The organism is Streptomyces sp. NPDC007905 (assembly GCF_042959345.1).
GTDB lineage: Bacteria > Actinomycetota > Actinomycetes > Streptomycetales > Streptomycetaceae > Streptomyces.
Genome location: NZ_JBIBKS010000004.1, coordinates 113,169 through 138,765 on the forward strand (window position 1 = coordinate 113,169; position 25,597 = coordinate 138,765).

General features: G+C 71.3%; 18 protein-coding genes and 1 pseudogene. 5 read left to right on the forward strand and 14 right to left on the reverse strand.

Going from position 1 to position 25,597, the window contains the following annotated elements; genetic code table 11:
• Window positions 1-53: 53 nt before the first annotated feature.
• Both ACFZDC_RS09235 and ACFZDC_RS09240 read left to right on the forward strand, forming a co-directional pair.
• Entirely contained in the window at window positions 54-1,277 is a 1,224-nt protein-coding gene (locus ACFZDC_RS09235) for a serine hydrolase (RefSeq protein WP_391321767.1), read from the forward strand.
• Window positions 1,278-1,300: 23 nt separating this feature from the next.
• Complete coding sequence (locus ACFZDC_RS09240) at window positions 1,301-1,897, forward strand: hypothetical protein (protein ID WP_391321769.1); 597 nt, start codon at window positions 1,301-1,303, stop codon at window positions 1,895-1,897.
• 675 nt (window positions 1,898-2,572) lie between these two features.
• Here the strand turns inward: ACFZDC_RS09240 and ACFZDC_RS09245 are convergent.
• Genes ACFZDC_RS09245 through ACFZDC_RS09255 form a run of 3 tightly spaced genes read right to left on the reverse strand, consistent with a single transcriptional unit; the run spans window position 2,573 to window position 5,968 of the window.
• Window positions 2,573-3,772, reverse strand: a complete 1,200-nt coding sequence (locus ACFZDC_RS09245) for a saccharopine dehydrogenase C-terminal domain-containing protein (protein WP_391321770.1) — start codon at window positions 3,770-3,772, stop codon at window positions 2,573-2,575.
• Window positions 3,765-4,826, reverse strand: a complete 1,062-nt coding sequence (locus ACFZDC_RS09250) for a saccharopine dehydrogenase (RefSeq protein WP_391321772.1) — start codon at window positions 4,824-4,826, stop codon at window positions 3,765-3,767. Before ACFZDC_RS09250 ends, ACFZDC_RS09245 begins: the two co-directional genes overlap by 8 nt.
• Window positions 4,823-5,968: an FAD-dependent oxidoreductase gene (locus ACFZDC_RS09255; RefSeq protein ID WP_391321774.1), complete on the reverse strand. Its 1,146-nt coding sequence runs from the start codon at window positions 5,966-5,968 to the stop codon at window positions 4,823-4,825. The genes ACFZDC_RS09250 and ACFZDC_RS09255 overlap by 4 nt, the downstream gene beginning before the upstream one ends.
• A 436-nt stretch (window positions 5,969-6,404) precedes the next feature.
• On the opposite strand from ACFZDC_RS09255, the gene ACFZDC_RS09260 reads away from it, so the two are divergent.
• A complete protein-coding gene (locus ACFZDC_RS09260; protein WP_391321776.1) occupies window positions 6,405-7,055 on the forward strand; it encodes a methyltransferase domain-containing protein in 651 nt (216 codons plus the stop codon).
• 205 nt (window positions 7,056-7,260) lie between these two features.
• On the opposite strand, the gene ribA is transcribed toward ACFZDC_RS09260, so the two are convergent.
• A complete protein-coding gene (gene ribA / locus ACFZDC_RS09265; protein WP_391321778.1) occupies window positions 7,261-7,920 on the reverse strand; it encodes a GTP cyclohydrolase II in 660 nt (219 codons plus the stop codon).
• Window positions 7,921-7,958: 38 nt separating this feature from the next.
• Between ribA and ACFZDC_RS09270 the strand changes: the two genes are divergently transcribed.
• Window positions 7,959-8,735 carry a creatininase family protein gene (locus tag ACFZDC_RS09270; protein ID WP_391321780.1) on the forward strand — a complete coding sequence of 259 codons (777 nt, stop codon included), beginning with the start codon at window positions 7,959-7,961 and terminating at the stop codon, window positions 8,733-8,735.
• 101 nt (window positions 8,736-8,836) lie between these two features.
• Here ACFZDC_RS09270 and ACFZDC_RS09275 read toward each other — a convergent pair.
• The 5 genes and pseudogenes from ACFZDC_RS09275 to ACFZDC_RS09295 all read right to left on the reverse strand — a co-directional run.
• Window positions 8,837-9,910, reverse strand: a pseudogene (locus ACFZDC_RS09275) (YbhN family protein); the annotation flags it as partial.
• Complete coding sequence (locus ACFZDC_RS09280) at window positions 9,907-11,016, reverse strand: methyltransferase domain-containing protein (protein WP_391321782.1); 1,110 nt, start codon at window positions 11,014-11,016, stop codon at window positions 9,907-9,909. The gene ACFZDC_RS09280 and the pseudogene ACFZDC_RS09275, both read right to left, overlap by 4 nt.
• The gene (locus ACFZDC_RS09285) at window positions 11,013-12,221 is read right to left on the reverse strand and encodes a glycosyltransferase (RefSeq protein ID WP_391321784.1); all 1,209 of its coding nucleotides are present in this window, start codon (window positions 12,219-12,221) and stop codon (window positions 11,013-11,015) included. The genes ACFZDC_RS09280 and ACFZDC_RS09285 overlap by 4 nt, the downstream gene beginning before the upstream one ends.
• Window positions 12,218-12,616: a 6-carboxytetrahydropterin synthase gene (locus tag ACFZDC_RS09290; protein ID WP_391321786.1), complete on the reverse strand. Its 399-nt coding sequence runs from the start codon at window positions 12,614-12,616 to the stop codon at window positions 12,218-12,220. Before ACFZDC_RS09290 ends, ACFZDC_RS09285 begins: the two co-directional genes overlap by 4 nt.
• Window positions 12,617-12,752: 136 nt before the next feature.
• The gene (locus ACFZDC_RS09295) at window positions 12,753-13,742 is read right to left on the reverse strand and encodes a dehydrogenase (protein ID WP_391321789.1); all 990 of its coding nucleotides are present in this window, start codon (window positions 13,740-13,742) and stop codon (window positions 12,753-12,755) included.
• Window positions 13,743-13,850: 108 nt separating this feature from the next.
• On the opposite strand from ACFZDC_RS09295, the gene ACFZDC_RS09300 reads away from it, so the two are divergent.
• Entirely contained in the window at window positions 13,851-14,627 is a 777-nt protein-coding gene (locus ACFZDC_RS09300) for a CDP-alcohol phosphatidyltransferase family protein (protein WP_391321791.1), read from the forward strand.
• 74 nt (window positions 14,628-14,701) lie between these two features.
• Here ACFZDC_RS09300 and ACFZDC_RS09305 read toward each other — a convergent pair whose 3' ends face one another.
• The 5 genes from ACFZDC_RS09305 to ACFZDC_RS09325 form a co-directional block, all read right to left on the reverse strand.
• Window positions 14,702-15,421: a DUF1775 domain-containing protein gene (locus ACFZDC_RS09305; RefSeq protein WP_391321793.1), complete on the reverse strand. Its 720-nt coding sequence runs from the start codon at window positions 15,419-15,421 to the stop codon at window positions 14,702-14,704.
• Between the two features lie 40 nt (window positions 15,422-15,461).
• Window positions 15,462-16,091, reverse strand: coding sequence for a hypothetical protein (locus tag ACFZDC_RS09310; protein ID WP_391321795.1), 630 nt, complete (start codon window positions 16,089-16,091; stop codon window positions 15,462-15,464).
• Window positions 16,092-16,541: 450 nt separating this feature from the next.
• Window positions 16,542-17,531: a hypothetical protein gene (locus ACFZDC_RS09315; RefSeq protein WP_391321797.1), complete on the reverse strand. Its 990-nt coding sequence runs from the start codon at window positions 17,529-17,531 to the stop codon at window positions 16,542-16,544.
• A gap of 708 nt (window positions 17,532-18,239) precedes the next feature.
• Window positions 18,240-19,631, reverse strand: a complete 1,392-nt coding sequence (locus ACFZDC_RS09320) for a hypothetical protein (RefSeq protein WP_391321799.1) — start codon at window positions 19,629-19,631, stop codon at window positions 18,240-18,242.
• Between the two features lie 134 nt (window positions 19,632-19,765).
• Window positions 19,766-25,519, reverse strand: a complete 5,754-nt coding sequence (locus tag ACFZDC_RS09325; RefSeq protein ID WP_391321801.1) for a hypothetical protein — start codon at window positions 25,517-25,519, stop codon at window positions 19,766-19,768.
• Between the last annotated feature and the right edge of the window lie 78 nt (window positions 25,520-25,597).

Consider the following 25,597-nt stretch of genomic DNA (forward strand, 5'->3'; position numbering starts at 1 on the left):
CGTCCCGGTGGGCACGCGGGGACGCACCTGTACGAAGCGACCGGAGGAGAGCGATGGCACAGCTGCGACAGGAAGTCGACCCCGGCGAGGCCGGGCTGGACGTGAAGGCCCTCGACCGGCTGGACCAGCACTTCGCCCGCTACGTCGACGAAGGGCGCCTGCCCGGCTACCTGGTGGCCGTGGCCCGCGGCGGCCGCGTCGCCCACCTCACCACGCACGGCCACCGGGACCTGGCCGCCGGGCTGCCGGTCGAGACGGACACCCTGTGGCGGATCTACTCCATGACCAAGCCCGTCACCGCGGTCGCCGTGCTGCGGCTGGTCGAGGACGGCCGCCTGTCCCTGGACGACCAGCTCGATAGGTACCTGCCCGCCTTCACCAACCCCCTGGTGTACGAGAGTGGTTCAGGCACCGGCGTCCGCACCCGTCCGGCAGCCGGCCCGATCCGGATCCGGCATCTGCTCACCCACACGGCCGGCCTGACCTTCGGCTTCTACTACAAGCACCCCGTCGACGCGCTCTACCGGGAGGCGGGCCTGGAGTACTCGGTGCCGCCGGGCAAGGACCTCGCGGAGACAATCGAGGTGTACGCGCGGATGCCGCTGCAGTTCGAGCCGGGCACGCAGTGGAACTACTCGGTGGCGTCCAACGTACTGGGCCGGGTGGTAGAGGTGGTCTCCGGGCAGCCCCTGGACGAGTACTTCGCCGAGCGCATCTTCCGCCCGCTCGGCATGACCGACACCGGTTTCCACATCATCCCCGAACAGGCCGAGCGGCTGGCCGAGTTGTACGGGGAGACGGACGACGGCGGCATCGCGTCGACCCCGGGACTCCCGGTGCGGGACCGGCCGCGTTTCCTGTCCGGCAGCGGCGGCCTGGTCGCCTCCGCCCACGACTTCCACCGGTTCATGGAGATGCTGCGCCGGGGCGGCGAGCTGGACGGCACCCGCCTGCTGTCGTCCGACACGGTCGCCCTGATGACCCGCAACCAGCTGCCCGGCGACGCCGAGCTGAGCACCTTCGGCGCCCCCGTCCACCAGGAACGCGGCAACGACGGCCTCGGCTTCGGCTTCAACGTCTCCGTGGTGACCGACCCCACCCGCACCCTGGCCCCGTCGAGCCCCGGCACCTACGGCTGGACGGGCGTGGCCACCACCGCCTTCTGGATCGACCCGGCCCGCGACCTCACCGTCCAGTTCATGACCCAGGTACGTCCGAAGACCCTGAAGGTCTTTCCGGAGCTACGGCGCCTGGTCCACGAGGCCGTGATTGTCTGACCCCTCGACTACGGTCCCGTCTCATGGGAATCACCAGCGCCTGGAGCATCAGCGCCCATGACGACACCTTCATCGGGGAACTGGCACCGCGGCTGCTGCCGCTGATCGAGGCCGAGCGGAACGAACCGCTCGCGCGGGAACGGTGGAAGAGCTGGACTACGGTACCGTCGGGGTCGGAACCCTCCGTGGAGTTCCTGGATTTGACCTGTGGCGGGCAGCACGTCCAGAAGATGTACGACGGGCTGACGCCGGACGACCCCTTCTGCATGCTCCACGGCATCTGGGGCCAGGAGGACATCGGAGACCGCATATTCCTCTCCGTGCAGAGCAAGGACTGGGCGCTCTCCTCCCTCTTCCACGCCCTCGGTCCGGCCCGGGCCGCGCTGCTGCCCGGCTGGTGCGGAAACTTCCTGCTCACCTCGGCCGAGGTGCGCGCCACCCTGCCCCGGGTCGAACAGGCGCTGACATTCGACCCGGGCGAGCGCGCCACGATCGAGCGGCGGGACTGGCTCTACTACCAGGACGAGGAGGAGTCGGTCCTGGATGGCCCGTTGCGCATGTGGCGCTTCGCCGCCGAGTCGGGCATGGGCCTCTGCGGTGTCTCCTGTGTCATCCACTGACCGACGTCACCTAAGCGTCTGTTGGGGGCTCGCTGGGGGCGCCCCTGGGACAGCGTCCCGACGATCGGAGGCCTGCCGGGCGGCTGGCGGCCTGGTGCGGAGACTCGTACGGTCAACGGTGCAGGCCACCCCGCTTGGAGGACTTGGGGCGGGTGCCACGCTCTTCTGGGGCTGAGGGCGGTCGCCGCCGATCGTTCGCGGCAGCTGTCGCCGCTGTTCGTGCGCGGTCCGGCCCGGTCGCCGCGATGCTTTCGGAGCCGACGACAGTGGCAGAGGCGGATCACCAGATGGGTGCCGACGGCGGCCGGGACGAGGACAGCGGCGATCCATGTGGTGCCGCAGCCGGACGTCGGCCCCGGACAATGCTGTTTCCGCGCCGTGCGGCAGGCCCATGAGAACGACCGAGGTCAGGAGCGAGAGGCCAGCCGACCACCCCACGGTGGCGGCCAGGTGGACGATCCATCCGGGAACCCGACGGTCGCGGCTCGACAGCCACCGTTGGGCGAGAGCACGCGCAGACACGACACCGGCGATGCTCACGATGCACGCCGGCATCGCCACTGACAGAAAGTCACCGTCGTATCCGGCTGTCGGTCGCAGTAAACCGAGGACCAGAGCGGACAGATCGAGCCCCACCATCAGGCCCTCGTGACATCTTGGTCCATGCTGCCCCCATCACTCCCTGGGAGCATCGTCGTTCATGGCGGACGACGGGCAATACCAATGACCGAGGCGAAGACTGAAGTACAGTCCCTCCTCCGCGAGTTCGGCGAGCCAGCGGTCCGACCGTTCCGTCGTCTCCGCCGCCCGGTTCAGGCCCGCCGGCAGGCTGCCGTCGAGGACGTGGTGGACGCCGAGGGCGAGGGGGCGGGAGACGCAGCGGGCCATCGCCGACTCCTCCGCGTCGCCCAGCTGGTCGAGCCGGTAACCGCCCGTCCAGGTGCGGCCCGGGCCGGTCTCGACCTCCAGGGTCACCGACAGCACCACGCGGTCGCGGTCCGTGTCCGTCGTCGGGTACGCGGCCGCCAGCTCCCTGGCCAGGGCGGCGATGCGCTCGTCGTCGCCCGTCCTCAGCTCCTCGAAGACCGGCTCCCACGCCTTCAGCCAGCCGTCCAGGCGCAGGGTGCCGCGCACGAAGGTGCGCGGGGTCCAGGCGGCCGGGAGCCCGTACTGCTCGATGAAGGGAACGCTGTCCCGGTTGGGGTAGGCCTCGAAGGTCTCCCCGTCGAGGACGTGCGGCCGGGTCGCCTCCCAGGGGTGGTCGGCGATCGTCTCGGTGCCGTTCTCCAGGTAACGGGCGGGCGAGCGCAGGGCGTTGAGGACGCCGAGGGGTGCCCAGCTGAAGCGGTAGCGGAAGTCGTTCGGGACCGCCGGGACACCGCCGCAGTACGAGGTGAGGCGGTAGGCCGCCGGGGTGTCCGCGCCGATCTCCGTGCGCGCCCTGCCGATGAGGCTGTGCGCGAAGAGGTGGTCGATGCCCGGGTCGAGGCCCGCCTCGGTGAGCACGACCAGCCCGGCCTCCTCCGCGGCCGGCACCTGGTCCAGCACTTCGGGGGACGCGTAGCTGGAGCAGGCGAAGTGCGCCCGCGCCCGCACGCAGGCGGCCAGCAGACCGGCGTGTTCGGGCGCGGGCAGCATCGACACGACGACGTCTCCGGGCGCCAGCTCGGTGGCGAGCGCGGGAAGCGTGAACGCACGTGGCTCGGCCCGCCCGGTCAGGCCCAGGTGGGCGAGGGCGCCCGCCGCGCGTTCCTCCGTACGGTGCCATAGCCGTACCCGCGCGGCCCGCTCGCACAGCACGGCCAGCCCGCTGCCGGTGGAGAGTCCGGCACCCACCCAGTGGACCGTGCCACTCGCCGGAAGGCGCTCAGTCATGGCGGAACTCCCCTTCAGCGATGCCGAGTTCACGGCAGGCCTGGTGGAACCGGTCGAGGCAGCGCCCCCACGGGCCCGCGGTGCCGAAGTCGAGCAACTGGGGCAGCAGCGCCGCGGAGAAGTCGGTGCTGGACTCGCGGGGCAGCAGCGAGGGCAGGTTGTCGATGGCGATGAGGTCCAGCGGCGGCTCCTTGCGCAGGCGGCGCGCCGGGTCCGTCCAGTCGGTGGTGCGGTCGTAGACGGGCAGGACGTTCAGCGGGGAGCCGACGTCGCAGGTGACGTCGCACAGGGTGCGCAGCCGGCGGGCGGGATCGTCCAGGTCCGACTCGCGCAGGAAGGGCGGGACGGGGGTGAGGGCGAGTACGCAGTTGACCATCACGTCGTGGCCGAGCAGGGCCGGGCGGTCCAGGTCGCGGGTCTCGGCGAGGTCCCAGCGGGTCTGGGCCACCCCGGCGGTGTCGAAGGCGGCCGAGGCGCCCCGGCCGCTGCGGCCGAGCGCGCCGATCACCAGGGCCGTGAACGCGGGGTCGTCGGCGACCGGTTCGAGGGTGGCGTCCAGCTCCTCCTTGGTGGTGGGCCGCAGCGGGGCCCTCAGCCGGCCCCGGTGCTGGAGCACGGCGAGGGCGGCGCCCAGGTAGCCCGCCCAGAAGCCGAAGGCGGCCAGCCTGCGGCCGTGCTCGTCCACCAGGTACTCCAGGTCCAGCAGTGCTCCTCCCCCGGCCGCGAACCGGCGCAGCAGGGCCGCCGCGCCCGGTTGCTGCTTGTAGGCGTGCCCGAAGGAGATGTGGCGGTGAGCCAAGACCGGTGGCTCGTCCGGGAGTTCCTTCAGGCCGAGGATCACGGCGTCCGGCGGCGCCGTCACCCAGGAGCCCGCGGGGGCGGTACGACAGCCGGCCGCCTCGTACTCCTCGAGGGGGAAGACCCGCTGTGGGGACTCCTCCACGGTCAGGCGTACCCCGTTCTCGATCAGGCGGCGGGCGTCGGCCGGGACGACCGGCGTGCGCCGCTCAGTCGTACGGGCCTCGTGGCGCAGCCACAGGTGGAGCTCGCTCATACCAGGTTGGCCTCCGGGCGCGGGGCGTCGGCCGCGAACCGGCCGGCGCTCAGGGGGCGGACGTCCAGGAAGGGTACGCGGCCCAGGTACAGGTCGCGGACGATCTCGCCCACGGCGGGTCCCTGCAGGAAGCCGTGGCCCGAGAAGCCGGTCGCATACAGGAAGCGGGACACCGACGGCGCCTCACCGATCAGGGCGTTGTGGTCGGGCGTGTTCTCGTACAGCCCGGCCCAGCCGCCGGTGCGTCGCAACTCCAGCAGGGCGGGGGCGCGCCGCTGCATCGCCTCGCACAGCCGGGGGATCCAGCGGTCGTGGGTGTCAGTGGCGAACCCCGGCCGCTCGTCCGGGTCGGACATGCCGAGCAGCAGGCCGGGGCCCTCGGCGTGGAAGTAGAGACTGGTGGTGAAGTCGATGGTCATGGGCAGCCTGGGCGGCAGGTCCGGCACCGGTTCGGTGACGGCGACCTGGCGACGCAGCGGTCGTACCGGCAGATCCACGTCGACCATGGCGCCGACCGCCCGCGACCAGGCACCGGCCGCGCAGATCACCGTGTCGGTGGCGATGCTGCCGAGGGTGGTGGTGACGGCCGTGATGGTGTTGCCGCGCAGTTCTATGCCGGTGACCTCGGTGTGGCGCAGGATGCGGGCGCCGTGGGCCCGGGCGGCGGCCGCGTAGCCGTGGACGACCGCCTCGGGCGTGCAGTGGCCGTCGTCCGGGGAGTGGGCGGCAGCCAGCAGTCCGTCGGTGGTGATCAGCGGGGACAGCCGGCGGGCCTCCTTCGGAGTGAGCATCCGGCTGGGCACACCGAGGGAGTTCTGCAGTCGTACGCCCGCCTCGAAGGAGGCCACCTGCTCGGGCGTGGACAGCAGGAACAGATAGCCGACCCGGTGCAGCCCGATGTCCCGGCCGATCTCCTCCTCGAACCGGCCGAAGGCCTCCAGGCTGCGGGCGCCGAGCTGGATGTTCAGCTCGTCGGAGAACTGGGCCCGCACCCCGCCCGCGGCCTTGGAGGTGGAACCGGCGGCGAGTTCGTCGCGTTCGACCAGGACGACGTCACGCACTCCGGCACGCGCCAGGTGGTAGGCGATGCTCGTGCCCATCACCCCGCCACCGACGATGACGACCCGGGCCCGAAGAGTCACGCGACCGCCTCCTTCGCCGCGCGGACCACGGCCCGGGCCGCCGCCGCGTCCTGGATGCCGAGTCCGGCGCTGTTGCGGTAAACGATGTCATCCGGGCGCTGCGGGCGCCACGGCGCCCAGTGAGCACCTCCTCCAGCGGGATCAGGCGGCACTGCTGAGCAGCCCGTCGCACTCGCTGAGCCGCTCGCCCCGACACGGACCACCGCGTGCTCGCCGGGCGCCGATGCCGGTAGCGCTGTCGGGTCGCCGTCGCCGAAGCGGTGAGGCGGGGTGACCGACCGCCGGCCGCACCAGTAGCGTCACCTTGTGGATCAGGATGAACGGCTCCTTCACGCCTCGTCGTTCGGCACGGCGGCCGTCGCATACGCCGAACACCGTCCGGACTACCCGCAGGCCCGCGGTGGGCTGGGCGCTTGAACCAGCGCCAGGACCGCGCGTGCTCGACCTCGGCGCCGGAACCGGCAAGCTGACCGCCACGCTGGTCGCAGTGGGTGCCGAAGTCGTCGCAGTCGAGCCCGCCGAGGGGATGCTGACCGAGCTGCGCCGCTCACTGCCAGAGGTCCGTGCCCTGCCGGGTAGTGCCGAGTCGATACCGCTGCCGGACGCTTCCGTCGATGCCGTGCTGGCCGGCAATGCCATGCACTGGTTCGACATGGCCGTCGCGGGACCCGAGATCGCCAGGGTCCTCGCGCCCGGCGGCATCCTGGCCGGCCTGTGGAACCTCATGGACGACCAGGTCGAGTGGGTGGCCGGGCTCGCGCGGATCAGCGGGAGCGCGGCTGTCGGCCCACGTGACACGCCCGCCGGCTGGCGCGCCGAGACGGCCGGCATGCACCTTCCCCGGACCGGCGGGGCCGCCCGGTTCGGCTCCCCGGAGCAGGCCGAGTTCCCGCACGGGCAGCGCCGCACCGCCGACTCTCTCGCCGCGACCATCGCGACGCGCGCGGGGGTGCTGGTCATGCCGGAACAGGAACAAGAAGTCACGCTGAGCCGGATCCGCGCTTTCCTCGCGAGCAGACCGGAGACCGCCCGCGGCGAGTTCACTCTCCCGATGCTGACCGGCGTGCTGCGCGTCCGGCGGCTGTGAAGCATCAGGTCGGTCGGAGTCCGGCCGACGGGGGACGCATTTCGGCCAGGTGCACAGACTGCACGAGCCCTGGCCTCGCGCATACCACGCCTCAACGCAAGGCCAACGCCCATGCACGAGCCCGCTCAACCCAGGCCCGGGGCACCTCAGCGCGTCCTGATCACTCCGACCTGCACCGATCCTGTCCGTAGGGCCGTCCCGCCGATCAAGAGCCGTGCGCCACCGCGTCCAGATGGGGCAGGACGTGGTCCATCCGCTCGCGCTTGGTTCGCAGATACGTGATGTTGCTCTCGCAGGGCTCGATCAGCAGCGGCACCTGCTCGGCGACCTGGATGCCGTGCCGCACCAGCGCCTCACGCTTGCGCGGGTTGTTGGACATCAGCCGGACCGAGCGCACCCCGAGGTCGTGCAGGATCTCGGCGGCCACACCGTAGTCGCGGGCGTCTACCGGCAGCCCGAGCGCCAGGTTCGCCTCGACCGTGTCCAGGCCCTCCGCCTGCAGGGCCATCGCGCGCAGCTTGGCCAGCAGTCCGATGCCCCGGCCCTCGTGGCCCCTCAAGTAGACGACGATTCCGCTGCCTTCGGCGACCACCGCGCGCAGCGCCGAGGCCAGCTGGTCGCCGCACTCGCAGTGCTGCGAACCGAACGCGTCCCCGGTCAGGCATTCCGAGTGCAGCCGGACCAGAACGTTCTCGGTGCCGATCTCGCCGTGCACGAGGGCGACTTGCTCGTCACCGCGGTCGTGGTCCAGGTAGCCGATCGCCTGGAATTTCCCGTACACGGTGGGCAACGGGGTATTCACGACGCGTTCCGCGCCCGAACGCCGCGGGGACTTCTTGCCGAGGACGCCGAGGTTTTCTGTCATGATCTGATTCCTAAGCAGAGACGAAAGGCCGGGAAAAGATGAGTGGTTCGGGCGCGCGTACGGCGGCATACGGGGTGATGCCGGCGGACACTACGGAAGACGTACGGATGCGGGGGGCGGGCGTTTCAACACAGGTCGCCGTCCTTCCCGTCGGCAGCTTCGAACAGCACGGTCCCTTCCTTCCGCTGACCACCGACACGCTCGTCGCCTGTGCCGTGGCGCGGGAGATCGCCGTCGCGTACCCGGTGCACCTCCTTCCTCCGGTGACGGTCTCCTGCTCGCACGAGCACGCGGCCTGGCCGGGGACCGTCAGCATCTCCGCGGTGACCCTCCATGCGGTGGTCCGGGACATCGCGGCGTCGCTGCGCCGCTCCGGTGTCGACGCGCTGGTCGTGGTCAACGGACATGGCGGCAATTATGTGTTGGGCAACGTCGTCCAGGAGGCCTCCGCGCGCGGCGAGAGGATGGGGCTCTTCCCGGCCGCCGAGGACTGGGAGACGGCACGACAGCGGGCGGGGGTGTCCACCACGCTGCTGACCGACATGCACGCGGGAGAAATCGAGACCTCGATTCTGCTGCACTCTCACCCCGAATTCGTCCGCCCTGGATACGAGTCCGCCGATTTCACCGCGGACGACCGTCGTCATCTGCTCACCGTGGGAATGTCCGCCTATACCGAATCGGGCGTCATCGGCCGTCCCTCCCTGGGCTCGGCGGAAAAGGGGAAGGAACTGCTGTCCAGCCTGGTGGAATCCTTCGGCGCGCTTTTCGCGCTGCTCACGTCCGCGGACGGCGCCGGAGAGGTACCGGAGTAGCCGCGCAGCCCGCTGTACCAGCGGGCAACGAGGACGACGGCGCCGGGCAGGCTCGCCACGAAGCTGAGTACGCCGTACACGACGGCGACGGCCACTCCGCTGCTCGCGCCGAGCCCGGCGGCGCCGAACGCCCAGGCGGTCACGCCCTCGCGGGGGCCGAAGCCGCCTACGTTCAGCGGCAGGCCCATGGCGACCAGGGCGAGGACCGCGAGCGGGAGCAGCACCGCGACGGAGACGGCGGAGCCCGCCACCCGGGCCGCCACCACGAACATCGCGACATGACCGGCCAGGACGACGGCCGAGGACAGCGCGACCCCGGGCCCGGCCTGACGGGACAGCAGCCCCTGGCGCGCCTCGCCGAGGACCGACCGCAGCCTCCCGCCAGGGCGTGCGGCCGCGCGGTTCATCCGGACGGCGAGGGCAACGACGAGCGCGCCCGCGGCGGCGAGGGCCACCGGCACCGCGAAGGTGCGGACGTCGTCCCGGACGGGGGACGGCAGGCTCAGCAGCACCGCCGCGCCGAACACCGTCAGCGCGATCTGCCCGGCGACCCGCTCCAGGACGACGGCCTTCACCCCGCGCCGGAGGTCGCCGGCGCTCTGCCCGTGCCGGACCGCCCGGTGCACATCGCCCAACACCCCGCCGGGCAAGACCGCGTTCAGGAACAGCGCCCGGTAGTAGTCGGCCACCGCCGAGCCCAGCGGCAGCCGGATGCGCAGGCCACGGGCCACCAACTGCCAGCGCCACGCGCTGAACACGGTGGTGACGACTCCGATGCCCAGGGCCGCCACCAGGGTCACGGTGTCGATCCGCCGCAGCCCGTCGAGCAGCACGCCGGTGCCGAGCCGCCACAGCAGGGCGGCGAGGATGGCCGCTCCGGCGACGGTGCCCAAGTGGGTGTGCAGGGCACGGGAGTTGAGGCGGCCCTTGAGGGAGCGGGGGGCGTTGCGCTCGGCCGGCTCCGGGGCGAAGGGCTCATTGACGTGCTCCGTCGCCACGGGGGCGAAGGGCTCCTCGACGAGCTCCGTCGCCGCGGGGGCGACGCGCTCCGAAATGCGCTCCCCCTGCGCGGGGACGCCCGCCCGCACGGCCTCGCCGACGGGCGGTTCCAGCAACGCCGTCACGGCGTCCTGGGCGGCAACCGCGTCCGCTCCTCCCCCCGCCCTTCCGCTCATGACGCCCCGCCCGTCGGCCGGGGCAGCGCCAGCAGGTCACTGTGGTGGACCACGGCCCGCAACTCACCTGCCTCGCAGGCGGCCAGGCGCTCGCGCAGATAGCCCTCGGCGCGCTCGCGCAACTCGGGCCGCTCCTCCACGGCCGCGCCCACCCAGCCGCGCAGCCACTGCGCGGTCAGCGCGGACTGCTCCGGGCCGAGCCGCCACGGGCTCGGGTGCACCCGTACCGTCGCGCCGCGCTCGGCGAACGCCTCGCAGGCCACGGTGACCGCCTCCGGCCCGAGCAGACCGGAACGGCGCTGATGGGCGTTGAACGCCTCGGCGATCTCGGCGTCCAGCGGGTCGGACGGGGTGAGTTCGACGCGTCCGGCGACGGACAGCGTGAGCAGGGCCGGGCAGCCGGCGCCGACGCAGGCGGCGGCGAGGGCGTCGATCTCCTCGCGGGTGAGGACGTCCAGCAGTGCCGAGGCCGTCACCAGAGAGGCTCCGGTCAGCGCGTCCGGGGTGAGCCGGGCGACGTCGCCGCGGCGCGTCTCGACCGAGACCCCGCTGCCGTCGGCGGCGAAGCGCGGGGAGGCGACGGCGGCGAAGTGCAGCAGGTACGGGTCGCGGTCGTGCAGTACCCAGTGCTGGGCGCCGTCCAGGCGTGGCGCGAGCCAGCGGCCCATCGAGCCGGTGCCGCAGCCCAGGTCGTGAATGACGATGCTGCCCGTCCGGCCCGGCAGATCGGCCGACCGTATCCGCAGCGGGTCCAGCAGTTCCTCCGCGCGGGCGACCGCATCGGCCGGTTCCCGCAACTGCAGCCACTCGGGCGCGTACCGGGGCGGCTCCTCCTGCCCGCCGTCGCGCAGCCGCACGGTGGCCCGCTCGCCGGGGCGGGCGACGGGGCCGGCACCGGCGATCACAGCGGACGGCTCGCCCGGCCCGGCATCGGCATCGGCATCCACAGGGACGTCCTGCGGCACGGCGGCCGCACCGGACTGCTCACCCGTCCGCCTTCCGGCATCCACCCGCAGCCCCTCACTCCCGGTCCCCCGCGTGTGCTCCGCCTCGCGCGGCCCCGGCTGCGCGGGAATCCCACCGGTCACCGTCGTCGTCTCCGTCATGCCACCCTCCCAGGCGCTTCGGGCAGCCGGCCGAGGACCCCGGCCAGGCTGCGGGCGGTCGTCGCCCAGCCGTCGAGGGCCGCGCGGCGACCGCGGGCGGCGGCCTTCAGGCGACGCCGTACGTCGGGTTCGCTGAACCAGCCGCGCAGTTCGGCGGCGAGCGCCGCGGGGTCCTCCGGCGGGACGAGGATGCCGGGGACGCCGCCGTCGGGGGCGCGGCCGACCGCCTCGGGCACACCGCCGACGTCGGTGGCCAGCACCGGGACACCGCGGGCGAGCGCCTCGGTGATCGCCATGCCGTACGTCTCCGCGTACGAGGTGAGGACCATCAGGTCGGCAGCGGCGTAGCTGGCGTCGAGTTCGGCGCCGGCCTGCGGGCCCACGAGTCGCAGGCGGTCCTCGAGACCGTGCTCGCGGATCAGGTCGCGCAGGTGGGCGACGTATTCCGGGTCGTTGGTGAGCCCGCCGACGCACACACAGCTCCACGGCAGGTCGGTCACCGTGGCGAGCGCCTCCACCAGCCGGTGCTGGCCCTTGCGCGGGGTGACCGCGGCGACGCACAGCAGGCGGGAGACGCCGTCGGTGCCGGGGGCGAGAGGTGCGATGTCGGCGCCGGGGGCGGCGACGCGCACCCGCTCCGGGGCCAGGCCGTGGTGGGAGACGAGGCGGCGCACCGCCCAGTCGCTGGTGGCGATCACGGCAGGCACCGCGCGCAGCACCGCCCGCTCGCGGGCGTCGAGGTCGGCGGCCACCATCGCGTCCAGGCCCGTCTCGTCGCCGAGGGGCAGGTGCACCAGCACCGCGAGCCGCAGCCGTTCGGCCTCGGGGACGACGACCTCGGGGACACCGCAGGCGACCAGCCCGTCCAGCAGCACGACGCTGTCGTCCGGCAACTCGCGCAGGGTGCGGGCGAGCACGTCACGGTCGGCCCGGGCGGGGCGCGGCCAGCTGCCGGGCACGGAGTGCCGCACGGCCTGCCAGCCGAAGCCCGGCAGGTCCAGGCAGACCCGGCGGTCGTAGGCGTTGCCGCCGCTCGGCGCGGCCGGGTCGTCGACTCCGCCCGGCATGACGAAGTGCACGGTGCGCAGGGACATGGGGATGATCCCGGGCTTCTCGGAAGGAGTGGCCTGCTCGGGCACGTACGCGAGCCGCGTCTTGGTCACGGGCGTCACGGGCGTCGCGGGCGTCACGGTCGTCTCGGTCACAGGCCACGCTCATAACTCGCCCAGGCGATGTGCGACTCGTGCAGAGTGACCGAGATGGTCTTCAGGCCCTTGGCGCCCTCGCCCAGGGCGCCCTTGTGGACGCGTTCGGCGAGCCGGTCGGCGATGACCTTGGCGAGGAACTCGGTGGAGGTGTTGATGCCGGCGAACTCGGGCTCGTCGTCGAGGTTGCGGTAGTTCAGCTCGGCGACGACTGCGCCGAGTTCCTGGGTGGCCAGGCCGATGTCCACGACGATGTTGTCCTCGTCCAGCTGCTCGCGGCGGAAGGTGGCGTCCACGAGGAACGTGGCGCCGTGCAGTCGCTGCGCGGGCCCGAAGACCTCGCCGCGGAAGCTGTGGGCGATCATGATGTGATCGCGGACGGTGATGCTGAACAACGGACGACCCTCCAGGTGCGGCGCGTCTGGTGTCCCCCGCGGTTCCCTGCCGGGGGATGCCGAGTAGTACGGCTCTTCGCTTCCCCTTGTTCAGCCTCCTCTCACCCTTTTCTCAGGTCAGACCGTCTGCCTTCGCTCAGGTCAGGCCGTCCGCGCCGTAGGTGATGCGATGGCACAGGGCGGGGATCTCGCCGGAGGCGAGCCTCGGCATCAGTTCGGGCAGTTCCTCGAAGGCGTTTTCCCCGGTCACGAGGGTGTCGAGCGCCGGGTCGGCGAGCAGGTCGAGGGCGAGCGCCATCCGCTCGGCGTAGCCGCGGCCGGCGCGGGCGGCCGGGGAGACGGTGCCGACCTGGCTGCTGCGCACGGTGAGCCGGCGCGAGTGGAAGGCCTCGCCGAGCGGCAGGGCGACGCGCCGGTCGCCGTACCAGCTCAGTTCGACGACCGTGCCCTCGGCGGCGAGGAGTTCCAGGGAGCGGGTCAGGCCCTGCTCGGTGGCGCTGGCGTGGACGACGAGGTCGCAGTCGCCGAGGGCGTCCCCGGGCGCGGCGAAGTCCACGCCGAGGGCCTCGGCGGTCTTCGCGCGGGCCGGGTCGGCGTCGACCAGCTGCAGCCGTACGCCGGGGAAGCGGGAGAGCAGCGCGGCCACCGAGCAGCCGACCATGCCGCCGCCGACCACCGCGATCCGGTCGCCGATCAGGGGCGCCGCGTCCCACAGGGCGTTCACGGCGGTCTCCACGGTCCCGGCGAGCACGGCCCGCTCGGCAGGAACCCGCTCGGGCACGACGGTCACGGCGCTCACCGGAACGACGTAACGGCTCTGATGCGGATAAAGACAGAACACCGTACGGCCGACCAGCTCTCCCGGCCCCTCCTCGACGACGCCGACGTTCAGATAGCCGTACTTCACCGGCCCGGGGAAGTCGCCCTCCTGGAACGGCGCCCGCATCACGGCGTGTTGGGACTCGGGCACCCCGCCGCGGAAGACCAGGGTCTCCGTGCCGCGGCTCACTCCGGAGTACAGCGCGCGGACCAGTACCTCACCCTCGGCCGGCGCCGCGAGAGTGACGTCGCGGATCTCGCCGTGCCCCGGCGAGCGGAGCCAGAACGCGCGGGCCGAGTGGTTCATCGGCATCCTCCTGAACGATCGGGAAGTTGTTCACGTACCGAGATGTGCACTGGCCGCGCACAGTACGCGGCGTTGATCGACTCTGTCACTCGGCCGGAGGAATGTGCGGTGGCCCTGAACAACACGTTTGACGCAAGGCTTCAGCAGGAGACCGCTGTGGGAGCGGGCGTGCAGATCCTGCTGCTGGCCCTGCTCGGCACGGCGATCGGCATGGGGCCGGCCGGCTGGCTGACAGGACTGGTCTTCGCGTTCGCCACCTGGGCGGTTCTCTCCCGTGCCCTGCACCGCTCCCGGCTCAGCTCCTTCGGTCCCGCCAACCGGGTCACCCTCGGCCGGGCCACCCTGGTCGGCGGGGTGACCGCGCTGGTCGCGGACTCCTTCGAGAGTTCCCCGCCGGTCACGCTGCTGATCGGCCTGACCGCCGTCGCCCTCATCCTGGACGGCGTGGACGGCAAGGTGGCCCGCCGCACCGGAACCTCCAGCGCACTCGGCGCCCGCTTCGACATGGAGGTCGACGCGTTCCTGATCCTGGTGCTGAGCGTGTACGTGGCCATGCAGCAAGGCCCGTGGGTCCTCCTGATCGGCGGCATGCGTTACGCGTTCGTCGCGGCGGCCCGCGTCGCCCCCTGGCTGAACGCCCCGCTGCCCCCGTCGTTCGCCCGCAAGACGGTCGCCGCGCTCCAGGGCATCTGCCTGCTGCTGGCAGGCGCGGAACTGCTGCCGCAGCCGGCCAACCTGGGCGTCGTCCTGCTGTCCCTCGGCTCACTGGTGTGGTCCTTCGGCCGGGACGTGCTGTGGCTGTGGGGGAACTCGCGCATAGGCGCTGTGGCCGCTTCCGAGGAGGCGGTCGGGGAGCCGATGGTGCTGGAGTTGGCGGCACGCTGAGGGCAGTACAGGCGACAGGAAGGGCCCGGACCGACTGCCGGTACGGGCCCTTCGCCGTCGTGTGGTGCCCTGGGCTACGACCGTGCGGACCGGCTTCGTACGATCGCGAACGCGGCGGCGGCGAGGCCGAGCACGCCGACCACCAGACCCGCGACGCCGAGACCGCGAGCGGTCGAGTCGCTTGAGCCGGCGGCCTTCGACGTGCCGGCCGAGCCGCTCTTCGAGGCCGCCGGGGCGGTGCTCTCCCCGCCCGCGGTGAGCTTCAGCACCGGCGCCGGGTTCTCGGGCTCCTCCCCTCCCGTCGGCTCCTCGATCCAGCGGACGAGCGTGCCGTCGGAGTAGGTCTGCAGCGTCTTGAACGTCAACTGGCCGGTGTCCTCGGGCAGCTGGCCGAAGGCGACGTCGAAGTCCTCGTACTGTCCGGCGCCGATCTTCCCGCCGGTCCAGGTGATCGCGGAGACCGCGTCCGTGATGGTGCCGTCGTCGGTCTTGACCGGCGTCTTCAGCTTGGTGGTGGTCACCTTGGCGGTCCAGCCGTCCTGCGGGTGGACCAGCACGCCGAGCACGGGGTGGTCGGTGGGCAGGAAGACCTGCACCTTGGTGGTGGAGGCGCTGTCCTCCTCGTTGGGGACGCGGAAGGTCAGCACGCCGTCCGTGGCGCCCTTGGCGTAGCTCTCCGGGTGGACGGTGACGTGCGCGGAGGCGACGCCGGCCGCCGCGAGGAGTCCGGCGGCGGTCAGGGCGGTGACGGTCGCGGCGCGGCGCAGGGTGGTGCGGCTACGTGTCGTGGACATGAGTGAGTAGATCTCCGTACGAGTGGCGAGTGTCGGATGGTCAGACCGAGTACGGGATCGGAAGCGGGGGCCCGCGACGGCTCACCGCGTGCCACAGCAGGGGGTGGCGGGACGGCTCGGGGTCGGACGGAGCGCTTGAGGTCTGGCCTGCCGGGGCGGGCAGCGGGGCGTCCCGCCACCAGGCGACGAGCCCCGGCACGAGCGCGACCGCACGGCGCAGCAACGACCACAGCGCGGCCTCGCCCCGCCTGAGCCACCAGGATGCGACCAGGGCGGCGAGGAGGTGGGCGAGGGTCGCTTGCGCGGCGGTGGCGTGGGGCATCGCGTGGGCGTGCATCGTCGCCATGGCGTGTCCCGGCATGGTGTGCCCCGGCATGGAAGCCATGTGCATCGCCTGCGCACGGCCCGGTCCGGCCGCCCGGTGGGCCGCGCCGAAGGCGAGGTGCAGCCCCGCCTGGGTGACGAGCATGGCCGCACCGATGCCGGGCAGCGCCCGCTCGCGTCCACCGAGCGCCCAGCCGAGCGCGAAGACCGCCCCGAATCCGGCGCCGTCGGCCCACAGCGGCGGCATGTCCCCCATGGCGAGCCCGTGCCCGGCGGCAGCGAGCAGCACGCACACCGCGGCGAACACCGCGGCACGCAGGCTCCTCACTGCCGGGGATGCGCTCATGGTGAGGATCTTCCCACGGTGGGGGGATACGTGGGGTGGCGATGGCTTGTTCAGTCAAACGCCAGGGAGGAGCAGTATGGCGGTGGCCAGCGCCAGCCAGGCATCGCCGGCCCCCTATCGAGGAGTACCCCGTCGGCGGCGCTGCCGAGCAATGTGATCACGCCGGAGACGATGGACCGGGACGGCACCGCTGCTCTCGGCGCTCCATCTCCGCGCGTCGCAGATCCTCCACATTGCCCACCTGTCTGCCCTGGTCACCGCCTCCGGACGGTGACGACAGGCCGCCTTCCGTGCCCGGAACGTTCAGCCGCCGGACGGGCGCCCGCTGCCCCTTCCGCTGTATCCCCCCTCGGTGAGGATCGATCAACCGACAGCGTCCGCACCCTGAACGGCCGGAACCCCGATCAGGACCGTCGGACCAGTGCCGGGGACGGTAGGGCGGTCGAAGGTTCACGCGCGCTGGAAGACGTCGAGTGGGCCGTAAGCAGTCGGCTTGCTGTCGGCCAGCTCAGGGTGGTCGCCCACGCGCTCCCGGAGGATGCCGACGGTGTCGGGCCACACGGTGAAGTGCCCTCCGTCGCCGACGAGGATGCGGTCCCAGTCCTGGGAAGCCGAAACGCCGGCTCGGTCGATGACGAACCCGCGGCAGTCGGCCGCATCCTGATCGAGCGTGCGCACCAGTGCCGCGACCGCCTCCTCGCGGTCGGACACGGGGACGTCGGTGAGGCGCAGCGTGATGCTCTGCGTCGTCTCGTCCGTGCGTCGCACGATGCCGGTCAGGGACTGGTCGTAGCCCTTCCAGCAGGTGAACTCAGCCTTCGAGTATCGATCGTCGGCCAAGGCGGCGGCCAGGGCTGCGCCATCACCCATCAGCGGCTCACGGTTTCCGACCGGCGTCTCGCGGAATCCGAAGAGGGCATTGGTCAGCGGGTGCACGGCGGAGAGCCCGGCGGTCTCCAGATGCGTGAGGAGCTGATGGGCGCGCGCGCTGTCCAGCTTCGGCACGTACCAGGTGAAGAAGCCCGCGGCCTTGGGCGGGGTCGTAGCGGGGGCGTGGTCCGGGAACTCCTCCTGGAAAATGTGCCTGGCCCGTTCGTCGGGCACGACAGGCACCGTGTAGTTGTTGGCCCGGATGTGGTCCAGGAATTCCTGCGGCAGGGCAGCGTGGTGACGCCGTACGTAGTGCGTGAGATCGACGGGCCAGAGCCAGGTGCCATCCGTCATCAGGGATCCGGAGCCCACGATCCACTCTTCGCCGGTGAGGACGTCGCGCTCGGCGCCCATCGTGGAGTAGATCTCCAGGGCCGATTCCAGGTAGGCGAGGATACGGTCCTCGTCCCAGGGCCCACCGTCCCGTACGGCATCTCGCAGCGACGGCGCATCGTCTGCCGTAGTGGCCTGGCCGCCGATCTCTCGATAGAAGCCCGCTCGCTTGATCATTTTCACTCCTGTGAGCCTGCCCTAGTGGGCCATGGGCAGGTAGGTGCGCCAGTAGCCATTGTTGCCGATGGTGGGGGTCTGGTTGAGGCCGAGCTGGGGGGGACGTTCCCACTTTGCTCGTGGGCGCTGTCACGGGCACGCCGAGCTCGTTGGCGACGGACTGCGCGAGGGGCAGCTCGGGCGGTCTCGCGTCCGCGCCGGAGTAGCAGGAGATGAGGCGCACCGGTTCACCGTGGTAGTTGGGATTGCTGCGGATCGCGTCCGCGATGTGGTTGGGATGCACTTCGAAGTCCGTAAGGGTCTTCCCCGCGGCGTTGACGCGGCCGGGGACGAAAACCCCCTCGTCCGTGCCGTGGACGACCACGTCGTGTACGCCGGGGACACGGGCGACCCGTTGCAGGTTGTTCAGGGTGCGTTCGTCGTAACCCACCGTGGTGGTGTTCTTGCCGAAGTAGACCGGATCGCCCGAGACCAGCTCGTAATCGCCGGCCCGCGCCGGTGCGACGGGAATCTTAGAGTCGGGAGACTGGATCAGCTTCCACGTACGGGACTTGCCCATCTCATCGAGGGCCGCGCTGTTCAGCCGGAAGCCGTTGAACAGGCCCTCCATTCCGCCGTTCTCGGCGACGATTCGGGCTGTGCTTCCGCCCGCTCCGAATGCGCCGCCGAACGCCATGCCGTAGCGGGCGGAGTCGCTCACCTCGACAGTCAGCCTGCGGTCCAGTCCGTGGTCAGTACGCCTGCGAGGGCCACGAGTTCACCGTGGTCCAAAGGGGTCCGGTGGGAGAGGGTGTTGCGGGCTGTGTGCAAGGCGCGCAGGCGATGACGTTGTGCGGTGGTCAGGGCGAGCATGTAGGCGGCGTAGGAAAGGCCGCCGATCTCGACTTCCTCTAGAGGGGGCACTGTGGCTTCGTCGGTGCTCCTCCAATACTGAGAGCGGGCTTTCTCGCAGAAATCCCGAAGGGTGAAGTGCTGTTTACGCAGCACCTCGGGGACGAGGTGGATCAAGGTGGTGCGGGCTTCCTCGATGAGGGGGAGGAGGACTCGGTTCTGGGCATGGCAGACGAGGACCCTCAGTTCCGGGGAGTTGGCGTCCAGGAGGGAGTGGCCGTGAGCGGAATGGATGCGCCCGTCCCAGCTGTCAACGGCACCGCGCGCCCAGGCACCGTGGATCTCCGTGTCGGGAGCGGAGGCGTGGGCGGTGGACAGGCGTCTGGGCGGTACGGGCTCCGCTGAGCCGGCGGCAGGCTCGGGCAGGAGGCGGCTCAGCGCGCGTCGGAGCGAGCCGAGGTCACCACCGTCCCAGGTCTCGCGAAGAGCGAGGGCGCGGTCGATGTCGGGGCCGCAGACTTCGGCGACGACGGCGTCAGTGACGCGGCGGAGAAGCGCGTCGGCGGCGTCGGTTACTCCTGAGCGGGAGTGCCAGGCCATGAGGACCTCCGTGTCGAGACGGGTCCAGACCTTCCACCACCAGTGGACGGCGGCGCGGCCCTGGCTGCCGAGGGTGGTGCGGGGCAGGTCGGCGGCGCGTGCGGTAAGGAGGAAGCGTGGCCGTGCATGACCGGGCAGACCGGCTTCGTGGAAGGTGGCCTGGGCGACGCGCAGGAGCTGGGCGGCCTCTTCGGGTGAAGTCTCGTTCCAGCAGCGCACGACGATCACATGAGGTGTTCGACCGGCTGCGGCTTGTTCGGCGAGGGTTTCCACGGGGTCGCCCGTGACGCCGAGTTCCTTGACGAGGCGTTCCTCCAGCGTTGCCGCCGGCACGGCGGCGGCCGGAGTCGGGCCGGGGCGGATGCTACCACCGGGAACGGCGAGCCGGTTCAGGAGGCTGGTGTAGGGGTCGTCGGGCAAGTCCGTGTCCTGCCCGTGGTCCGTGTCCACCCAGGACCGGTCCGGCTCGTCCATCGGTGCGCGTTGCGCGGGCAGGGACACCGGACCTGCATGGCGGTCGTCGCGGGAGACGACGCCGGGAACGGGGACCACCGCCTCAAGGCGGTGGGTGAGCTCGCGCACGAAGAAGTCAGCGCGGCCCGATTCCACGACGGGGTCGGGGAAGTACCAGACGCAACTCCGGCCGGCCCGCAGGTCCGCCTCGAGCATGTCAAGGTGCCGACGTGGGCCCGGGAGCCGTGCGAGGTCATCGTTGATGATGTGTCGGCCGGCCCCCGCAACGACCGGATCGGGTACGGAGGACTCCGGTGCCGCGAAGTCCGCGGCACCGGAGTTCGCGGCGTTCACTGCGCGGGCCCGATCGTCTTCAGCGCACGGAAGGTGATCGGGTCGAGACGGACGCCTCCGGGCTTGTTGGGGTCGAGGACAGCCAGACCGTCGAGGCGCTTCAAGAGCTGCTCGGCGGCATCGAGGGGGTCGTCGTCGCTCTGGCCGAAGAACGCGGCGGCGATGTCTCCAGGAGTCATGGCCGCCTTGCCGGCCGCGTATTCCTCGTCGCTGTAGAACTGGGCCCAGGCTGTGAGGCGGGAAACGTCGGCGGGTGTGAGACCGGCCGCTTCCAGGTGGGCTGTCGCAGCCTCGGGGGTTCCCCACAGCTCACGCAGGCTCTGGAGGACCTCCTTCTGCCGCATGCCGGAGCGGACGTTGTGCATGGCGGTCTCGACCAGACCGGGCCACCCTCCGGTGGATTCGATGAGGCCACGTCGTTCCTGCGGGGAACCGAACGGCGACTCCGGCCAGGCGCGCACACTGTCGACGGTCCACCGCTGCGGCAGGACGAGGCCGGCTCCCGTCTTCTCCGCTTCCAACGTGGTGTCCGGCGAGCAGAGGACCACGGCGTACCGGCGGGGCGCGCCGGGAGTCGCGTCAGCGTCGTGTGTCGTACCACCGGTGTGCTTGACGAGTCGCCCGGCGGCCTCCCCGACCTGGTCGGCGTTCTGGCCGCGCAGATCCACGAAGAGGATCCGGGAACCCTTCCGGCGTGAGTTGGCGGTGATCGCTTCGGTGAGGTTCTCGCCGGGGCCGACGCTGATGACGTCGAGGCCGTACCCGCCGCCGTACAGGCGCAGTCCGCGTTCGACGTGGTCGTCGCCGAGCGCCCGGCTGCAGGGTACGAGTGTGGTGCGGGTGGGATGGCTGAGCATGTCGCCGAACTGGCCTTCGGTGAGCGGGCTCATCCGCTGGACGCCGCCGGAGGTGCCGATGGACCGACGGGCGGCGCGCGGGTTGTAGTCGTAGGGCAGGTCGAACTCGGTGTCGTTCAGCTCGCTCTGAAGCTCGGGTTGGGTGCCCAGCATGTTGACGACGTTGGGGCTGCGCATCGCGTAGGCGCGCTCCTCGCCGGGAACCCGGATGAGCAGGCCCAGGCCGACCATCTCGTCCAGGAAGATGGTCAGCTGTCGTTCGCTGTTGAGGGGGAAGCCCTCTTCCCAGATTTCGTGGGCGGCTTCCAGCAGTTCGCTGGGCCGGGACGCGTGCGTGTAGCCGTGTTTGAGGTTGCGCAGGGCGACAAGGAGGGTGAGCACACGGTAGCGGTCCTCCAGGTTGATGGTGTAACGCAGGCGTTCCGCGATGAGTTCGCGGACCCGCTCCAGATTTGCGACCGCTTGGACGTCGTCCCAGGTGATGGGGGCGTGACGGCCGTCGGCGGGCATGGCGCGCTGCTGCATGTAGGCGACGAGGTGGTCGCAGAAGATCTGCACCAGGTTGGCCTGGTAGTTGGTGACGCCGAGGATGTGCCAGACCAGATCGGGGGTCTCGAAGGTGAGTCCGACGGCGGCCAGTGGCTCCTCGACGAGCCCAACGGCGGCCTGCGGCTTGAGCGGACCGACGAGGATGCCGGGCCCCCCGTGCGCGGTGACCACGTTGGTGAGGTGGTTGAAACGCTGGACCTGGTGCAGACCGGCGAAGACGACCTTGAACGACCGGCTGGTGGTCTCCATCAAGCGCTGGAGCCGCTTGACGGTGCGGAAGGTCGACTGACCGCCGCCGGTGTAAACGGCCTGAGCGTCGGCGGTGAGGAAGGCGTCGGCCTCGTCCGCGAGCAGGAGGACACGGCGGCCGGGTTCGGCCTCGATCCACTGCTGGACCGCGTCGGCGATCACGTCGACGTCGACGGCACGGTCGGAGACGTTCGTGCCGATGACGCCGCGGCGCTTCAGCTCGGCCAGCAGGACCCGCCAGATGCCCTCAGGGGGTTCGGCATGTCCGATGTCGGCCTTGAGGAGGTCCATGTAGACGGCGATGTGACGGTCCGGGTCGGCTTTCTGGAACACCTCGACGGCTTGCCGCAGAAGGGACGACTTGCCGAGCTGGCGACCGCCGAAGAGGAAGATGGACCCGTCCGGGCGGAGGACCTCCTGCATCTCCTCGGCACGGCCCTTGAAGACCTCAGGCGGAACGAGCCCCGCGACGTGTGGGGTGTACGGGGTGTAGCCGGTCCAGGGCAGAGTGACGCGCTGCGTCACCCGGAAGGAGCGCGGGGCGCGGGCGGCGACCCAGCCGACGACGGCCGGGTCGACCACCAGGGCTTGCTGGCCGCGGTTGCGGGAGGCGAGCGCGAGCTGGCGACGTCCTTCCGTGCCGAGGGGCTGCAGGTAGAGGATCAGGTTGGCGCCGATGGCCGACTCGGGAAGGTGACGCAGTGGGCCTTCGCCGCGCAGTTCGTCGGCGATGACGACGACCTTGTACATGCGGCGCGCCTGGGAGCCGAGGGCGGCGACGTAGCCGGGGGTGCTCTCGGTGATGTCGGCGCGCACGCTGAGCCGGGTGACGCCGTATCGGGCCTCCTCGACGTTGGACTCGATCACGGTCAGACCGAGCAAGCGCAGGACGCTCTTGACCAAGCCGCGGATCTTCCGTTGGTCCCGCTCGCCGATCAGTTCCTCCCAGGCACCGAGCCCGGAGAGCGCGTTCTGCACCAGCGGCTCGTCCTCCGCGTAGTGCTGTGACCACCAGCGGGCCCCGACGCCGCGACGGGTGGACTGGGGAGCCTGCGGATGGGCGACGCCCTTCAGAAAGCGGGTCAGCTCCTCAGCGGCGGGCTCGGCGGGGACAGGCAGGGCCTCACCACGGCGGGCGAACGACAGGAGTTCTTCGGCGGCCACTGTCTTGCCGTGGTCCAGCAGCCTGTGGATGCGCTCGTACTCGGCCTCGGAGAGGTGAGCCGCGTCGAGCTGGCGGTAGAGCTTGGCGGTCTGCTTCTGCTCCAGGTCGCGCAGGTCGTGGCCGATGGCGGCGATGGCTCGGAAGCGCTCCCCGAAGCGGTCGCCGTGGTCGTCGCCCTCCAGGTCGAGGAGGCGGGCGGTGAAGTCGTGTTCTTCCTCGGGCTTCAGCAGGTTCTGCACCCGGATCCGGGCGAGGAGCAACTGGGCGCTTCGGTGTTCCTCAGCGCATTTGCGTCTCCAGGTGGCGGACGCGTCGGCGATACGCTGCCGCCACTCGGCGAGCTCTGCGGCCGGCATCGCGGCGCCGACGACCTGCTCCTGTTCGAGCCGCTCGAGCAGACGGTCGGCGAGGTGGAGGTCGCCCGCGTCCCGGTGGCATTGCAGCGCAGCGACGGGGGCGGCCGGGCCGAGCAGACCCAGCAGTGCCCCGAGCACGTCCGGATGCTCGAGGTCGGGTTCGTCTTGTTGGTCGTGGACGTGCCAGCGCAGCCCGGGCAGGTGCAGCAGGCCTTCGGCGGGCGGCCGGAACCCCGTGTCGCGCGGCTCGGGGGCGTAGGAGCCGTCGAGCCAGCGCAGCAGGAGCCCGAGGAGGGCTCCGCCCACCCCGGGCAGCGGTTCGGCCTGGCGTGCGTCCGCGATCGCGCGCATCAGGTCCCGGCCGATGTCACGACCGCCGGACGGGCGGGGAGACGAGGCGACGCGCAGCGCTGTCGTCAGCAGGTCCCGCACGGTCTTGATGTGGGTGCGGAGCTGTTCACGGGCCGCCGAGTGGATGTCGTTCTTGGACTGCTTGGGCGTTCGCTTGGCCCGGTCGGTGATGTCGATGATCCGGTCGGCGGCATCGGAGCGCTTGTAGTGTTCCTCCATCTCCTTGGCGAGTTCCTCCGCCTCGACCCGCCCTTCGGCCCAGCCCTGGATCAGCTTCAGGGTCTGTCCGAGCCGGCCGTCGGGCGCGGCGAGGGTCTGCAGGACGATCGTGCCGCGCTGGAGCTTGATGGTTCGCAGTGGCAGGTCCAGCGCGAGCTGCCGTGCCCGGTCGCCGATCTCCTCGCGCCGGTCCGGGAACGGAGTCGCCGCCGGCTTGCCCAGGTCACCCGGCTGTATCTCCGTGGACTGCCTTACCGCGTGTACCAGCTCGTCCATCACCGACACCCACGGCTCGGGAACGCCCGGCATCGAGGTGAAGGCGGTGAGGAAGCTGCTCGCCCAGCGTGCCGCCAGGCCGCTGCGGATGGCCGCGGTCAGCAGGACCAGGTAGGCGTCGCGGTCGTCGTCCCAGGGGTGCCCCTCGTCCAGGGCCCCGACGAGCTCCTCGGCCCGCACCTGGAGGTCGGATGCCTCGGCCGGGGACGTGTGGAAGGCGGCGTCCGCGAACGCGAGCGCGAGGGTGCGGTGGTCGGGGGCGCCAGCGGCGCGGGACAGCCAGTAGGCCTCGGCCAGCCGGCCCTCGGCGACGAGGAACTCCACCGGGGAGGGAACGCCCGCCCAGACGTCCGATGCGGCGGGGACGCCGGCGACGGACGGTTCGTCCGCCGTCGTCCCCTGAGAACCGGTGGAGCGTCGCAAAACCGGCACGGCGGCCGGGGTGTGAGCTGCCGTCAGCGTCCTTTCCGCCGAAGGTCCGGCGGACGGATCGGCGGGCTGGGCTGCCTCGGGCCGCGCCACCTCACGGACCGGCCCGGGTTCGCCGGTCCCGACCGCCGTAATGGCGTCGCCGCCGGAGACGAGCCCCTCGGCACCTGTCGCTTCCCGCTCCTGGAGCCCGTCCTGTGCCTCCTCCGACTCCGTTCCCGTGACAGAACCGGACACCTCCTTCTGAAGGGAGGGTTCGGCCTCTTCCGCCGTCACGGACGGCGACTCGGCGCCGTACCCGTGAGCGGCCTCGGGACGGAGCGTTTCAGGCGCCCCTTCGAGGCGGATGCCGACCGGTTGCGGTACGGGCTCGGATTCCGGCTCGCTGTGGGGCTCCGTCTCCGTCCCTGCGACGCGGGCACCGTCCTTCACGTCGGCGGGACGCAGGGCCCCGGTGGTCGGTGTGTTCCCGCGAAGATCCCGGAGATGCTGCTCGAACTCGGTGATCTGACCACGGAGGCTTTCCCGCACCAGATCGTTCGTGGCCATGTCGAACATGGTCCGAACCTCGTCCAGTGCCTGTTCGGTCTCCCTGATCTGCCGGTCGGTCTCCTGCTGACGGCGCTGCTCCTCCCGCAGCCGCTCGACGAGACCCCGAGCTGCGGACCAGTCCTGGCCGTCACCCCACCCTTCTCGCGCTCCCGCGGCGGCCAAGGCCCGCGCCAGAGCCCGGCGTTCCCGGACCCAGGACACCGTGTCGTGCAGAAGTTCCCCATCGTCGGCCAGCCACCCGTCGCGAACAGCCGCGGCGAAGGCTTCCAGCCGTCCGGCCAGCGCCGTTCCGGCTTCGTTCAGCCGTACGATCTCCAGCTCGACCTCGTCGGCGTCCGGTTCCGCCACGACCTCGCCTCCGTCCTCTTTTTCGGCAACCGCCGTGTTGCCGTCGGGTTCCGAACGTGTCGCCTCGTCGCGGTCCTCCTGCACCCGGTTCACACAACACAGCCGCCTGTAGTCGGCTTCCGTGAGAGCCGCGGTTTCACTCAGCGCGGCCTCCAGAAGCTCATCCGCGTGACTGTGCGTGAATCGGTGGGCGGGTGCGTCGGAGAAGAGCGAGAGGCCGTGGAGCATGAGCTGGGCCAGGTCCGGCGGCAGGTCCTTCAGCATGCGGGTGAGCTGTTCGAGGTCGGGGTCTCGAATCTGGTCCTCGTACCCCAGCTCGCACAAACGGGAGTTGGCAAGCGCTACGCCGCACGCACAGATGTTGAGCAGCAGTTGTTCCGGTGCTCGAGTGACCCACATGCGGACACCGGCCGTCTTGCGCAGCTTCGCGGCCGCTGGGCCGCCCCCATACTGCAAGACAGCCGGACCGTGTGCCTT

Coding starts and splice junctions, on each gene's coding strand:
- ACFZDC_RS09235 (WP_391321767.1), top strand. CDS start 54: ATGGCACAGCTGCGACAGGAAGTCGACCCCGGCGAGGCCGGGCTGGAC.
- ACFZDC_RS09240 (WP_391321769.1), top strand. CDS start 1,301: ATGGGAATCACCAGCGCCTGGAGCATCAGCGCCCATGACGACACCTTC.
- ACFZDC_RS09245 (WP_391321770.1), bottom strand. CDS start 3,772: ATGACTGAGCGCCTTCCGGCGAGTGGCACGGTCCACTGGGTGGGTGCC.
- ACFZDC_RS09250 (WP_391321772.1), bottom strand. CDS start 4,826: ATGAGCGAGCTCCACCTGTGGCTGCGCCACGAGGCCCGTACGACTGAG.
- ribA (WP_391321778.1), bottom strand. CDS start 7,920: ATGACAGAAAACCTCGGCGTCCTCGGCAAGAAGTCCCCGCGGCGTTCG.
- ACFZDC_RS09270 (WP_391321780.1), top strand. CDS start 7,959: ATGAGTGGTTCGGGCGCGCGTACGGCGGCATACGGGGTGATGCCGGCG.
- ACFZDC_RS09280 (WP_391321782.1), bottom strand. CDS start 11,016: ATGACGGAGACGACGACGGTGACCGGTGGGATTCCCGCGCAGCCGGGG.
- ACFZDC_RS09295 (WP_391321789.1), bottom strand. CDS start 13,742: ATGAACCACTCGGCCCGCGCGTTCTGGCTCCGCTCGCCGGGGCACGGC.
- ACFZDC_RS09305 (WP_391321793.1), bottom strand. CDS start 15,421: ATGTCCACGACACGTAGCCGCACCACCCTGCGCCGCGCCGCGACCGTC.
- ACFZDC_RS09310 (WP_391321795.1), bottom strand. CDS start 16,091: ATGAGCGCATCCCCGGCAGTGAGGAGCCTGCGTGCCGCGGTGTTCGCC.
- ACFZDC_RS09315 (WP_391321797.1), bottom strand. CDS start 17,531: ATGATCAAGCGAGCGGGCTTCTATCGAGAGATCGGCGGCCAGGCCACT.
- ACFZDC_RS09320 (WP_391321799.1), bottom strand. CDS start 19,631: ATGCTCGAGGCGGACCTGCGGGCCGGCCGGAGTTGCGTCTGGTACTTC.
- ACFZDC_RS09325 (WP_391321801.1), bottom strand. CDS start 25,519: ATGTGGGTCACTCGAGCACCGGAACAACTGCTGCTCAACATCTGTGCG.